This is a genomic window from Microbacterium lemovicicum, from assembly GCF_003991875.1.
Lineage (GTDB): Bacteria > Actinomycetota > Actinomycetes > Actinomycetales > Microbacteriaceae > Microbacterium > Microbacterium lemovicicum.
Genome location: NZ_CP031423.1, coordinates 2626800 through 2639550, shown reverse-complemented (window position 1 = coordinate 2639550; position 12751 = coordinate 2626800). Strand labels below are relative to the sequence as shown.

Annotated in this window: 13 protein-coding genes; all 13 read left to right on the top strand. The window is 70.8% G+C overall.

What is annotated here, in order from left to right; all coding sequences use genetic code 11:
* Window positions 1-42: 42 nt before the first annotated feature.
* Window positions 43-975, top strand: coding sequence for a dihydrodipicolinate synthase family protein (locus tag CVS47_RS12355; RefSeq protein WP_164734654.1), 933 nt, complete (start codon window positions 43-45; stop codon window positions 973-975).
* A 3-nt stretch (window positions 976-978) separates the two neighbouring features.
* Window positions 979-1989 carry a 3-hydroxyacyl-CoA dehydrogenase gene (locus CVS47_RS12350; protein ID WP_206502624.1) on the top strand — a complete coding sequence of 337 codons (1011 nt, stop codon included), beginning with the start codon at window positions 979-981 and terminating at the stop codon, window positions 1987-1989.
* A gap of 158 nt (window positions 1990-2147) precedes the next feature.
* Window positions 2148-2588: a YybH family protein gene (locus CVS47_RS12345; protein WP_164734653.1), complete on the top strand. Its 441-nt coding sequence runs from the start codon at window positions 2148-2150 to the stop codon at window positions 2586-2588.
* The gene (locus CVS47_RS12340; protein ID WP_127096346.1) at window positions 2585-4171 is read left to right on the top strand and encodes an ABC transporter substrate-binding protein; all 1587 of its coding nucleotides are present in this window, start codon (window positions 2585-2587) and stop codon (window positions 4169-4171) included. Before CVS47_RS12345 ends, CVS47_RS12340 begins: the two co-directional genes overlap by 4 nt.
* 111 nt (window positions 4172-4282) lie before the next feature.
* Complete coding sequence (locus CVS47_RS12335) at window positions 4283-5296, top strand: ABC transporter permease (protein WP_127096345.1); 1014 nt, start codon at window positions 4283-4285, stop codon at window positions 5294-5296.
* Window positions 5293-6207, top strand: a complete 915-nt coding sequence (locus CVS47_RS12330; RefSeq protein WP_206502622.1) for an ABC transporter permease — start codon at window positions 5293-5295, stop codon at window positions 6205-6207. The genes CVS47_RS12335 and CVS47_RS12330 overlap by 4 nt, the downstream gene beginning before the upstream one ends.
* A complete protein-coding gene (locus CVS47_RS12325) occupies window positions 6207-6986 on the top strand; it encodes an ABC transporter ATP-binding protein (protein ID WP_127096344.1) in 780 nt (259 codons plus the stop codon). The genes CVS47_RS12330 and CVS47_RS12325 overlap by 1 nt, the downstream gene beginning before the upstream one ends.
* Window positions 6983-7855 (top strand): ATP-binding cassette domain-containing protein, encoded by an 873-nt coding sequence (locus tag CVS47_RS12320; protein ID WP_127096343.1) that lies wholly within the window; start codon window positions 6983-6985, stop codon window positions 7853-7855. Before CVS47_RS12325 ends, CVS47_RS12320 begins: the two co-directional genes overlap by 4 nt.
* A 34-nt stretch (window positions 7856-7889) precedes the next feature.
* Window positions 7890-9119, top strand: coding sequence for an amidohydrolase family protein (locus CVS47_RS12315; RefSeq protein ID WP_127096342.1), 1230 nt, complete (start codon window positions 7890-7892; stop codon window positions 9117-9119).
* Window positions 9116-9460, top strand: coding sequence for a TIGR04076 family protein (locus CVS47_RS12310; RefSeq protein ID WP_241240144.1), 345 nt, complete (start codon window positions 9116-9118; stop codon window positions 9458-9460). The genes CVS47_RS12315 and CVS47_RS12310 overlap by 4 nt, the downstream gene beginning before the upstream one ends.
* On the top strand, window positions 9457-10470 hold the full coding sequence (locus tag CVS47_RS12305) for an LLM class flavin-dependent oxidoreductase (RefSeq protein ID WP_127096341.1): 1014 nt from the start codon (window positions 9457-9459) through the stop codon (window positions 10468-10470). The genes CVS47_RS12310 and CVS47_RS12305 overlap by 4 nt, the downstream gene beginning before the upstream one ends.
* 138 nt (window positions 10471-10608) lie before the next feature.
* On the top strand, window positions 10609-11859 hold the full coding sequence (locus CVS47_RS12300; RefSeq protein WP_127096340.1) for a M24 family metallopeptidase: 1251 nt from the start codon (window positions 10609-10611) through the stop codon (window positions 11857-11859).
* A gap of 225 nt (window positions 11860-12084) precedes the next feature.
* Entirely contained in the window at window positions 12085-12615 is a 531-nt protein-coding gene (locus CVS47_RS12295; protein ID WP_164734652.1) for an Lrp/AsnC family transcriptional regulator, read from the top strand.
* Window positions 12616-12751: the final 136 nt, after the last annotated feature.

The window sequence follows — 12751 nt, the reverse complement described above, 5'->3', positions numbered from 1 at the left end:
TGGTGTTCACAATACGTACACATGTTCGCAGAGAGGTCATTCATGACTGCCACCTTCTCCGGGTCGTACACGGTCGCCGTCACGCCCTTCTCCGACGACCTCAGCCGGATCGACGTCGACCGGCTCAAGGCGTTCCTCGACTGGCAGCTCGAGGAGGGCGTCCCCGGCATCATCATGCTGGGCACCACCGGCGAGTTCCTCACCGTCACCCCCGAGGAGCGGCGCCTGCTGGTGGACGAGACGGTGAAGCACATCGACGGCCGCATCCCCGTCCTGGTGGGCACCGCCGACGCGTCGACGACGAAAGCGGTGGCCCAGAGCGTGGAGGCGCGCGACCTCGGCGCGGACGGTCTCATGATCGTGCCCCCGTACTACTACACGCCGACCGACGACGAGATCTACCGGCACTACGCCGCGATCGTCGAGGCGATGGACCTGCCCATCATGCTCTACAACAACCCCGTCACCTCCAACGTCGACATGAGCGCGGCGCTGGTGGCCCGGCTCGCCAAGGACTTCCCCACGATCTCCTACATCAAGGAGTCGTCGCAGGACATCGCGCGCGTCCGCGACGTGATCGACCTCGCCGGTGACGCCATCACCGTCTACGCCGGAGAGCGGGTCGTCGACTCGTTCCTCCTCGGGGCCGAGGGCTACGTCAACCCGTACGGCAACTACATCCCGCGCGCGTCCGCCGGGATCTGGGGCCTGCTGACCTCCGGCCGCATCGAGGAGGCGCGGCGCATCGACGGCCTCATCAAGCGGTTCGACGCGATCATCGCCGCCGGCCACCCCACGTACGGTCATCAGGCCTACTCGAAGCGGCTCGCCGCGCGCGCCGGGTACCCCATGGGCGACGTGCGCCCGCCGCTGACGACCTTCCCGCAGCTGGGCCAGGAGGGCGAAGAGCGGCTCGCGCGCATCGGCGCCGTCATCGACGAGCTCGACGACGTCACGCGCCAGATCGGCCTGTAGGTCGTGGATGCCGCGGGGGCGGCCGTCGACGTCGACTCCGGCGGTGCGGTGGCCGCGGTCGCCGTCGTCGGCTCCGGGAGCATCGGCGTGGCATGGGCCACGGTCTTCGCCGGCGCGGGTCGCGCTGTCCGGATCTTCGAGATCGACCCTGCACGGCGCGCGGTCGTGCCCGCCGAGGTGGAGGCGATCCTCGACGGACTCGAGGCGGCCGGCGTGCTGGAGGGATCGGCGTCGCAGGCCCGGGCGCGCATCACCGTGTGGTCCACGCTGGCGGAAGCCGTCGAGGGTGTCGACTACGTGCAGGAGTGCATCGGCGAGGACGTCGAGGTGAAGCGGCGGATGTTCGCCGACCTCGACCGCCTCACCGGACCGGATGTCGTGCTGGCCAGCTCCAGCTCGACCATCGAGGCGTCGCGGTTCGCCGCCGGACTCGACGGGCGCGAGCGGTGCCTGGTCGTGCATCCGGGCAATCCGCCGTTCTTCCTGCGGGTGGCCGAGGTCGTGCCCGCCCCCTTCACCTCGGAGCGGTCGATCCGCGTCGCCTCGGAGCTGCTGCAGAGCTGCGGCATCGCCCCCATCCTCATCAACGCGGAGATCGAGGGCTTCGTCTTCAACCGCCTGCAGGGCGCCCTGCTGCGCGAGGCCTACTGTCTCGTGCGGGACGGCGTCGTCTCTCCCGTCGATCTCGACACGATCGTGCGCGAGGGTCTGGGTCTGCGCTGGTCGGTCATCGGACCGTTCGCGACCAGCGAGCTGAACACCCGCGGCGGGCTCCGCCGTCATGCCGAGGTGCTGGGTCCGGTCTACGCCCGCATGGGGCTGGAGCGCGGAGCGGACGACCCCTGGTCGCCCGAGACCGTCGAGCGCGTCGCCGCGCGCATCGAGGAGGCGCTCCCGTACGACTCATGGGACGAGAACGTGCGTGTCCGCGACGCGGCGATGATGGAGCTCCTCGCGGTGCGCCGGGGCGCGGCGAACCCGCTGGGGGCCGGCGGGCACGTGGCGGGAGCGTGAGGTGCAGCATCCGCATCTGTACGGCTGGAAGAACCGATATACCGCGTTTTGTAAGTCACGTTCCGGTATCGATGTCGTTAACACGCGGCTGTAACGTGTCTCGACTTTTCATGTGATATTCAATGTGTAGCGTTCTGGACAACGAAGTGAGGATGCACATGGCCGAATCCGACCACGTCGACCAGGACGTGCGGTGGCTCACCGCCGCCGTCACCGACATGTACGACGCGTACATGTCGTCCGACCGCGCGCGCGCCGACTCCTACATCGCCCAGGACGTCACCCTCTGGGACACCGAGCACGAGCCGCTGGTGCGCGGACTCGACGGACTGAACGCGCTGCGCGACAGCCGACCGGCCGGCAGCGCCGAGGCCGTGGCGGGCATCGATGTGACCGAGCCCGTCATCGACATCCTGGGCGACATCGCGCTCGTCCGTCACACGTTCGCGGTGCGCTTCACCGACGCCGCCGTCGCACCCGAGCGGGTGCGCAACACCGCCGTCTGGCAGCGCCGCGACGGCCGCTGGCTCATCATCCACAACCACGAGGACGTCTTGCCCGAGGCGTCGCCGCAGCACACACAGGAGGATCCACAGTGAAACGTCCCGCCCGCCTCGCAGGGATGGCAGCCGTCCTCGCGGCCGCCGCCCTCGTCATCAGCGCCTGTGCGGCGCCGGCCGACACGACGACCCAGCCCGAGGGAGGCTCGTCGCTCGTCATCGACAAGTCCTTCGACCTCGTCACGGCCGACCCCGCCCGCATGTTCGAGACCACGGGCGGCATCGTGCTGCACGCCGTCTACGACAGCCTCCTCACCTTCGCCGACGGCAATGCCGAAGAGCCCCTCCCGAGCGTGGCCTCCGCGTTCGAGGTGAACGACGACGCCACCGAATACACCTTCACGATCCGCGACGGCATCACGTTCTCGGACGGCACGGCACTGACCGCGAAGGACGTCGTCTACTCGCTGAACCGCGTGAAGAACGTCCAGGGCAACGGCTCGTTCCTGATGACCGGACTCACGGTCTCCTCGCCCGACGACACCACCGTCGTCATCACCTCGGACGTGCCCAACACCGCGGTGCCGGCGATCGTCACGAGTCCCACGCTGGGCATCGTCAACAGCGCGCTCGTCACCGAGAACGGCGGCAGCGACGCCGAGGGCGCCGCGGAGTCCGACACCGCCGAGGCGTTCCTGAACGAGACGTCCGCGGGCAGCGGTCCGTACATGCTGGAGTCGTTCGACACCACGACCGAGACCGTGCTGGTGGCGAACCCCTCGTACTGGGGCGACAAGCCGAAGTACGACCGCGTCGTGCTGCGCAACGCCGCCGCCGAGGCCCAGCTCATGGACATCCAGAGCGGGACGGCCGACGTCGCCCTCGACCTGGGCTCCGACCAGATCGGCGGCCTGGGGCAGGACGTGGTGGTCAGCACGAGCCAGTCGCCCACGATCTTCTTCCTCTTCCTCAACGCCGACGCGGGCGTCTCCGACGTCACGTCGACGCCGGCGTTCCGCGAGGCCGTGAAGTACGGGCTCGACCGCGACGCGATCCTCGAACTGGCCGGCGACGGCGCGGAGCGGGCCTACGGCATCGTCCCGTCCAGCTTCCTCGGGGCACTCGGCGCGGACGCCGGTGTCGAGCGCGACGTCGACCGCGCCAAGGCGGCCGTCGCATCGCTCGGCACCACGCCGACGGTGTCGCTCGAATACGCGAGCGACTTCTCCAGCAACGGCTTGAGCATGGGACCGTTCGCGGAGCGCATCGCTTCGCAGCTGGGCGAGGTGGGGATCACCGTGAACCTCACCCCCGGTCCGATCGCGACCACGCTGGAGAGCTACCGCGCGGGCACCGAGCAGATGGGCCTGTGGCTGTGGAACCCGGACTACCCGGACTCCGCCGACTACCTGGCCTTCGGCCCCGGCGGCATCGTCGGCCTCCGCGCCGGCTGGGCCGCGGGCAGCGACCCGGAGCTCGAGGCGGTCATGCAGCAGGTGTCGGTCGAGACGGATGCCGGCGAGCGCGAGCGCCTCTACCAGGAGTTCCAGACCCTCCACAACGAGGCGGGCGTCATCGTCCCGCTGTTCCAGCCCGCCGCTTCCGTCGTCTCGGGTTCGGCCATCGGCGAGGTCAAGTACGACCCGGTGTTCTCGCTGGACATCGCCGCCATCGGCCGCTGATCGTCTGATCGTGTCGCTCCGGGGAGGAACGCCTCCCCGGAGCGACACGCACGATGGGCCACGGCAACGGACGTCTCCCGCTCCGGCGGGACGAGAAGGGAGGATGAGGGCGTGACGCTGTTCATTCTCAAGCGCGTGGGGGCCTCGGCCCTGCTCGTGATCGGCACGGTCCTGGTGGCGTTCGCGCTGACGGCCGTGCTGCCCGGCGACGCCGCGACCGCCCGACTGGGCGAGCGCGCGGCCGCCGACCCGGCGCTGGTGGCGGCGATGCGCGAGCGCATGGGCCTCAACCGCCCCCTCTACGAGCAGTTCTTCATCTACCTCGGCGGGCTGTTCCGCGGCGACCTGGGGGAATCCACCCAGACCTCCCGTCCGGTGCTGTCCGACCTGCAGCTGTTCGGGCCCGCGTCCGCCGAGCTCGCCCTGACGGCCACCCTCATCGCGGTCATCGTCGGCGGGGGCCTCGGGATCGTCGCAGCGCTCCGCGCCAACGGCCACCTCGACAACATCCTGCGGGCGGTCAGCCTCACCGGCGTCTCGGTGCCGATCTTCTGGTTCGCCCTGATCGCCACCGCGATCTTCTCCACGCAGCTGCGCTGGTTCCCGTCCTCCGGGCGCCTGGACGCCGGTGCCATCCCGCCGCCGCGGATCACCGGCTTCTTCACCATCGACTCCCTGCTGGCCGGCAACCTCCCGCTCCTCGGAGAGGCGGTGCAGCACCTCATCCTCCCGGCCATCGTGCTGTCGGCCCCGATGGTCGGACTGCTCATGCGCTTCACGCGCGCCTCGGTGCTGGACGTGCTGGGCATGGAGTACATCCGCGCCGCGGAGGCGAAGGGCCTCAGCGGCCCGTCCGTCGTGTTCGGGCACGTCCTGCGCGGTGCGCTCGTGCCCGTCATCACGGTGGTCGGCACCGCCTTCGCCTCGCTGCTGGCCGGCACCGTCCTGGTCGAGCAGATCTTCGCCTGGCCGGGCATCGGCTCCTACGCCTACCGCGCGGCATCCACGCTCGATCTGTCGGCCATCGTCGGCGTGACGATCTTCGTCGCCCTCATCTACATCGTCGTCAACCTGGCCACCGACATCCTGTACGGCATCATCGACCCGAGGATCCGCCGAGCATGAACACCACCGAGAAAGCCCTCGACGCGGTCGATCCCATCGCGGCCGCCCGCGGACGACGGTGGATGCCGGGCTGGCGCCTTCCCGCCGCGTGGCGTCGCCCGCTCGCGGTCGTGGGCCTGGTCATCGTCGCCTTCTGGGCGATCGTCATCGTCTTCGCACCTCTCATCGCGCCGTACGACCCGCTGGCCCAGGATTCGCCGCGCTTCCTGCCGCCCTCGCCCGCCCACCTGTTCGGGACGGACGGCGTCGGCCGCGACGTGCTCTCGCGCGTCGTCTACGGCGCGCAGATCAGCATCCCCATCGCGGTGATGCTGGTCGTGCTGTCGCTCATCGTCGGCGCGACCGTCGGCGCGGTGGCGGGCTACTTCGGCGGCACCGTCGACGCGGTGCTCATGCGCATCGTCGACCTCTTCTTCGCCTTCCCCGCGATCATCCTGGCGATGGCGGTCTCGGCGGCCCTCGGCCCGTCGCTGATCAACGCCGTCCTGGCGATCGTGGTGGTGTCGTGGCCCTCCTACGCCCGCGTGACCCGCTCGCTCGTGCTTGGGCTCCGCGACAGCAACTTCATCGCCGCCTCCCGGCTCATCGGCGCGTCGTCGGCCCGCACGCTCGGGCGCGACATCGCGCCGAACATCCTCGGCCCGATCGCCGTCATCTCCACGCTCGAGCTCGGCAACGCGATCCTGCTGCTCAGCGGTCTCAGCTACCTCGGCCTCGGTGCGGTGCCCCCCGCGCCGGAGTGGGGCGCCATGGTCTCGGAAGGCTCGCGCGTGTTCTACAACTACTGGGTGGCGCTGTTCCCGGGACTGGCGATCCTGAGCGTGGTGCTGGCGTTCAACTTCATCGGCGACTCGCTGCGCGACGCCCTCGATCCGCGCACGTCGCGCGCCGTCCAGGCCATGGAGCTGTGATGTCCCTGCTCGAGATCCGCGACCTGCGACTGACCCTGGGTGGGCGCAACCTCGTCGACGGCGTCGACATCACCGTCGGCAAGGGCGAGGTGGTGGGGCTCGCCGGCGAGAGCGGCAGCGGCAAGACCCTCACAGCGCTGACCGCGCTCGGCTTCGTGCCGTCGGGGGCGACGGCCACCGGCGAGGTCGTGTTCGACGGACGCGATGTGCTCACCCTCCGCGGCCGCGACCTGCGCGCCCTGCGCGGCGATCGCGTGGCGGTCGTCTTCCAGGACCCGATGACCGCACTCCATCCGATGCTCACCATCGAGCGCCAGCTGACCGAGCACCAGCGCGTGCACCGGTCGCTGAGCCGCTCTCAGGCGCGCGAGCGGGCCATCGAGCTCCTCGACCGTGTGCGCATCCCCGATCCGCATCTCGCCATAAAGTCCTACCCGCACCGCTTCTCCGGCGGCATGCGTCAGCGCATCGCCATCGCCTCGGCGCTCGCGTGCGAGCCGGAGCTGCTGATCGCCGACGAGGTGACCACCGCCCTCGACGTCACCGTGCAGGCCGGCATCCTCCGGCTGCTGGACTCGCTGCGCACCGAGCTCGACATGGCGATGCTGTTCATCACGCACGACCTCGCCGTCATGAACGTCACGACCGACCGCCTCTACGTCATGCGCGCCGGGCGGGTCGTGGAGTCGGGGCGCACCCGCGATGTGCTGGCGGACCCCCAGCACGAGTACACGCGCTCCCTGGTGGACGCGCTGCCCGACACGGAGGTGACGGCATGAAGCCGCTGGAGGTGGAGGACGCCGTCGTCGAGTACCGCGTCCCCGGACGCGCCCGCGTGCGCGCCGTCGCCGGGGTGTCGCTCGACGTCGCCGCGGGGGAGGTGCTGGGCCTCGTCGGGGAGTCCGGCTGCGGCAAGTCGTCGCTCGGCCGCGCGATCGTCGGACTCAACCCGCTGGACTCCGGCCGCATCCTCATCGACGGGCGCCCGCTGGCTCCCCTCGGACGCCGGGCACGGCCGGTCGCCGACCGCGCGGTGCAGATGGTGTTCCAGGATCCGTACTCGTCCCTCAACCCGCGCCGCCGCGTCGGCCGTCAGATCCGCGACGCGATCACCGGCGGCAACGGGTCCGCACGGGTCGGGGAGCTCCTGGAGTCGGTGGGGCTGCCCGCGTCGTCGGCGTCGAGGTTCCCGCACCAGTTCTCCGGCGGCCAGCGCCAGCGCATCGCGATCGCCCGGGCGCTGGCATCCGAGCCCCGGGTCATCGTCGCCGACGAGCCCGTGTCGGCCCTGGACGCGTCGACCCGCCTGCACGTGGCCGGGCTGCTGTCCGAGACCGCGACGTCCCGTGGGGTCGCGCTGCTGATGATCTCGCACGACCTGTCGGGCCTGCGCGTCATCGCCCACCGCATCGCGGTGATGTACTTCGGACGCATCGTGGAGATCGGCCCGACCGACGCCGTCTGGTCGGACCCGCGGCATCCGTACACCCGGACGCTCATCGGCGCGATCCCGCGGCTCGGTCGCGACGCGCAGATGCCCGCCGAACCCGGACGACGCGAGACCGTCGCGGTCAGCGACGAGGACGCGCGGCTCGTCGAGTGCGCGCCGGGCCACTTCGTCGCCGCCGAAGCGCTCGTCGCCTCGTGAGCGAGCCGATCCACCCCCACGGAAGGACGAGCGCGTGAGCGTCATCGGCCCCCTGCCCGCGAAGGGCAGTGCCACCCTGCACAACCTCCACCTCGTCGACGTAGTCGAGGGCAGCATCCGCCCCGATGTCGTCCTCGAGGTGCGCGACGGCCGCATCGCGGCGATCTCGGACGGGCCGGTCGGGTCGGACGCGCCCGCGATCGACCTCCGGGGTGCGTTCGTCGCGCCCGGGCTGATCAACATGCACACCCACTTCTCGCTCTCGCTGCCCGGAGCGGTCGGCGACGAGATCGAGGCGATGGATGCCGCGGGCCTCGCCCTCTACATGGCGGACGGCGCGCGGCGGACCCTGCACAACGGCATCACAACGGTGCGCTGCGTGGCGGAGAAGGGGCATGCGGACTTCGCCCTGCGACGCGCGATCGAGACCGGCCGCGTGGAGGGGCCGCGGATCCTCACGGCGGGGCGGGCGCTGGCCTGCACCGGCGGTCACGGCTCCGGCTCCGACGACACCATGGAGTGCGACGGCGCCGACGAGTTCGCACGCGGCGTGCGGACGCAGATCAGGGCCGGCGCCGATCTCATCAAGCTCATGATCTCGGGCGGCATCGCCGGCGAGCACGAGACGATCACCACCCCGCAGCTGACGCGCGAGGAGATGGCCGCGGCGATCTCGACCGCGCACGCCTGGGGCCGCAAGGTGACCGCGCACGCCGGGCCGGCCGATGTCATCGAGCAAGCCGTGCTCCTCGGGCTGGACTGCGTCGAGCACGGCTACGAGCTCACCCCCGAGGTGTGCCGGCTGATGGCCGAGCGCGGCACCGCGCTGGTTCCGACCCTCATCGTCACGCGCGCGCAGGCCTTCTTCGACGAGCTCGGCGTGCCCGCATGGATGCAGGAGCGCTCGCTGGGCGCGGGGGAGCGTCACCGCGAGTCGTACCGCGCCGCACTGGACGCCGGCGTCGAGGTGCTGCTCGGCAGCGACATGCCGCCGTTCTGGCCGTTCGAGGGCACGGTCGCCGCCATCCGCGAGCTGGAGCACATGCACGCCGACGGACTGGATGCCGCCGCCACCCTCCGGGCCGCGACGATCGCACCCGCGCGGTGGCTGGGCGTCGACGCCGACGGCGGGAGCCTGGACGTGGGAAAGTGGGCCGACCTGATCGCGATGCCCGAGAACCCGCTGAGCGACCCGTCCGCCCTGCGCGGGATCGATCTGGTCATGAAGGACGGCATCGTCGTGCGGGACGGGCGGAGCTCGTGAGCGTCCCGGCCGAGGGGACATCCGCCGACGGCGACATGGAGCTGTACGACCTGTGCGTCGTGGTCGACCGCGTCGAGGGCCGGCCGGTGTGCGGGCTCGGGCCGGGGGATCGCTTCACGGTGACGGGCAGCAACGAGCTGCGGATCCCCGAGGGGCGCCACTTCTGCATGTACGCCCTGGGCGCCGTCCTGCCCCTGCTGGCGGCGAAGCAGCGCCGTCTCCCCCCGGGCGACTGGCTCGAGCGCGACAGCGAGGTGGCCTGCCCCGACCCCGACGAGAGGCTCATCATGCGCATCGAGCGCACCGGCACCGCCCGCCTGCGATCGGCGGACCTGACGTGAGCGACGTCGGCGTCCCGGTCTCGCTCGGGCTGCAGACCGACAAGCGCCGCGGCGCCTACGCCGAGCTGGCGGTGCTCGCGGAGGACCTCGGCTTCGCCGGTGTGAGCGTCTTCTCCGACCTGCTCTACCAGCCGGCCATCGGCGCGCTGCTGGAGATGGCAGCCGCCACGGACCGCATCCGCCTCGGGTGCGCCTGCTGGAACCCCTTCACGCTGCATCCGTACGAGATCGCGTCGCAGGCTGCGCTCCTGGACGTCCACAGCGACGGACGCGCCTACGTCGGACTGGCACGCGGGTCCTGGCTGGGCGGCATCGGCGTGCAGCCGACCCGTCCGGTGCCGCATCTGCGCGATGCGGTGGGCTTCGTCTCCGCGCTGCTCGAGGGGAGCGGCCGGGGGTACGACGGCCGGCACTTCCGCCTGGAACCCGGTGTGCGACTGGTCGACGAGACCCGGGCGCTGCCGATCCTCATCGGCTCCTGGGGGCCGCGCGGCGCGGCGCTCGCGGGAGCCGTGGCCGATGAGATCAAGATCGGGGGCTGCGCGAACCCCGACATGATCGCCGTCACGCGAGATCGCCTCCAGGTGGGGGCGGGTCCGGCGGGGCGCTCCAGGCACGACGTCGGCATCGTGCTGGGCGCCGTCACGGTCGTGGACCGCGACCGCCGCACCGCGCGTACCCTCGCCCGCCGGGAGGTGGCGATGTACCTCGACGTCGTGGCCGAGCTCGACCCGACCGTGGAGCTGCCCGACGGACTGCTGGACAGCCTGCGGGAGCGCCTGCGGGACGGCGACGCCGACGCCGGGCGTCTCATCCCGGACGACATCCTCGACCGGTTCGCCTTCTCGGGCGATCCCGACGACATCGCCGCTCACGCGCAACGGCTCATCGACGCCGGAGTGGACCGCATCGAGTTCGGCACGCCGCATGGTGTCGACGAGGCGGAGGGGATCGCCCTGCTCGGACGCGAGGTGCTGCCGCTGCTGCGTTCGGAGTCCCGTCCGATCTGACGTGATGCATGGTGGAACGCTCGTCATGCTGGTCGAACGTTCATCGTCGCGGCTGATCGCCTCGCAAATGAACGGTGCATGTGTCTCTTGGCATGACAAACGCTTCCCTGCGCGGCGATCCTGGTGCAGACTGGGGGCATGTCCGCTGACACCGCCACCCCGCTGCTGACCGACCCGAGCATCGACGCCCCGTTCGACTTCGCCGCGCGGCAGGAGAGGCTCTGGGGCAAGCTCGACGGCGCCGGCATCGACGTGCTGTTCCTCCCGGCCTCGCAGACCGATCTGGAGTACTTCACCGGAGTCGCCCGTCGCGCTCCGTCGTTCGGGAACATCGGCTACACGAACCACTGGATCTCGGGCGCGTTCATCAGCCCTGGGGAGGCCCCTCTGTTCGTCCTCACCCGTCACTTCCAGGAGTTCGACCTGCCCGAGGGCGTGGACGGAGAGGTGATCACGGCGACGGAGTCCGACGACGGCGCGGCCGTCTTCCGCCGCGCGTTCGACTCCTATCGCGCGCGTCCCCGCAGCATCGCCGTCGGTTCGCGACCGGTGAACGAGCACTGCGCGCACGAGTCCGCGGCGCCGGAGAGCATCGCCTTCGCCGGTCGCGCGTGGGCCGAGACGGTCATCGAGATGCGCGAGCACCGCCCGGACGCGCGCTTCACCGTGGCCGACACCCTCATCAACGAGCTCCGCCGCATCAAGGACCCGCAGGAGATCGCGCTGATGCGACGCTCCGCCGCGATCGTCGACGCCGTCATGGCGGAGGTCACCCCCCACGTCGTCGACGGTGTCACCGAGCTCGACCTCGCCGCGGAGGTGGATCTGCGCATGCGCAAGCTCGGCTCGCCGGGCGCCTCCTTCGACACCGGGGTCTGGGCCATGGGGCCCTCGCTCGGACGCGACGCATCGGTGCGCGTGTCCGTCGACACCCTGCACGCCGGATCAGGCGTCAGCTTCGACTTCGGCGCCATCACGCGGGGCTACTGCTCGGACTTCGGCCGCACCATCCACATCGGGGAGCCGAGCGAGGAGTACGCGGCCGTCTACGACATCGTCATGGCCGCCCAGGAGGCCGGCCGGGCGGCGGCGGTGGTCGGCGCCACCGGCGGCGACGTCCATCGCGCCGCGCGCGCCGTCATCGAGGACGCCGGCTACGGCGACTGGTTCCGGCACCGCACGGGTCACTGCATCGGTCTGGATGTGCATGAGCTGCCGTACATCTCCGAGGAGGACGACACCCCGCTCGAGGCCGGGATGCTCTTCACCATCGAACCGTCCGTCTTCTGGCCCGGCCGTGTCGGCGTCCGGGTCGAGGACGTCTTCCTGCTCGGCGACGAGGGGTGCGCATCCATCAACGAGCACCCGAACGACCTCGTGGCCAACTGACCTGCCGGGGCGGCGCCTCCTGTGCCGGCCCCGCCCCGGCAGCACCTCCCCCGGGCGCAGATGCGACGCGCGGTCTCGCGCGCCGCAGGCGGGCTCCTCGCCCGCGACCCTATGCTCAACCCGATGACGGGCGGCGCTGCGCACCCACTTCGATCAGACAGGAACCGCATGGCTCGATCAGGCTCAGAGCAGGACCCGCACGACGGTCGGCCGCCTCGCTCCCCGATGTCGAAGATGACGAGCGAGGTCGAGAAGCCGCACGCCGTCGTCGACCTCGACGAGATCGACCGCCGCCTGCTGGTGCTGCTCTGCGAGGATCCGCGCGTGTCCCAGCGCCAGCTGGCCCGTGAGGTCGGCATGTCACCGCCCGCGGTCGGCGAGCGCATCGCGCGGCTCGAGCGACAGGGTCTCATCCGCGGGTACACCACCGTCGTCGACTGGTCGGCTCTGGGCTACCCGGGTCTCGTCTACATCCCCATCACCCTCGCCACCGATGCCGACCTGGGCGAGATCCTGCGCGAGCTGCGCGACATCGCCGAGCTCACCGAGCTCGTGGTGGTCACCGGCAGCTACGACATGATCGCCCGGTTCCGCATCAAGGACCACGCGCATCTGCAGGCGCTGCTGCTCGACCGCATCTGGCCGATCCGCGGCCTGCAGCGCATCGAGACCTTCCTGAGCCTGGGCGAGGTCGTGCGCGAGCGCACGGCGTTCGATCTCCTGACGGGCACGACACCGCATTATCCGGCCGACTGAGCGCATTCGGACGGCCGAGCACGGTCTCGACCTTTCATCTGCTCGGCAAAGTCGCGGGCGGGCGTTGCATGGGGCAATAATGGACTCATCACGGCTTACGCGGTGAGCGTGCCTCGACCGATGGTCGATGCACGAG

Bases quoted from the DNA above. Each gene is read 5' to 3' on its own strand.
- CVS47_RS12355 (WP_164734654.1), top strand. From the start codon at position 43: ATGACTGCCACCTTCTCCGGGTCGTACACGGTCGCCGTCACGCCCTTC.
- CVS47_RS12345 (WP_164734653.1), top strand. From the start codon at position 2,148: ATGGCCGAATCCGACCACGTCGACCAGGACGTGCGGTGGCTCACCGCC.
- CVS47_RS12330 (WP_206502622.1), top strand. From the start codon at position 5,293: ATGAACACCACCGAGAAAGCCCTCGACGCGGTCGATCCCATCGCGGCC.
- CVS47_RS12325 (WP_127096344.1), top strand. From the start codon at position 6,207: ATGTCCCTGCTCGAGATCCGCGACCTGCGACTGACCCTGGGTGGGCGC.
- CVS47_RS12320 (WP_127096343.1), top strand. From the start codon at position 6,983: ATGAAGCCGCTGGAGGTGGAGGACGCCGTCGTCGAGTACCGCGTCCCC.
- CVS47_RS12300 (WP_127096340.1), top strand. From the start codon at position 10,609: ATGTCCGCTGACACCGCCACCCCGCTGCTGACCGACCCGAGCATCGAC.
- CVS47_RS12295 (WP_164734652.1), top strand. From the start codon at position 12,085: ATGTCGAAGATGACGAGCGAGGTCGAGAAGCCGCACGCCGTCGTCGAC.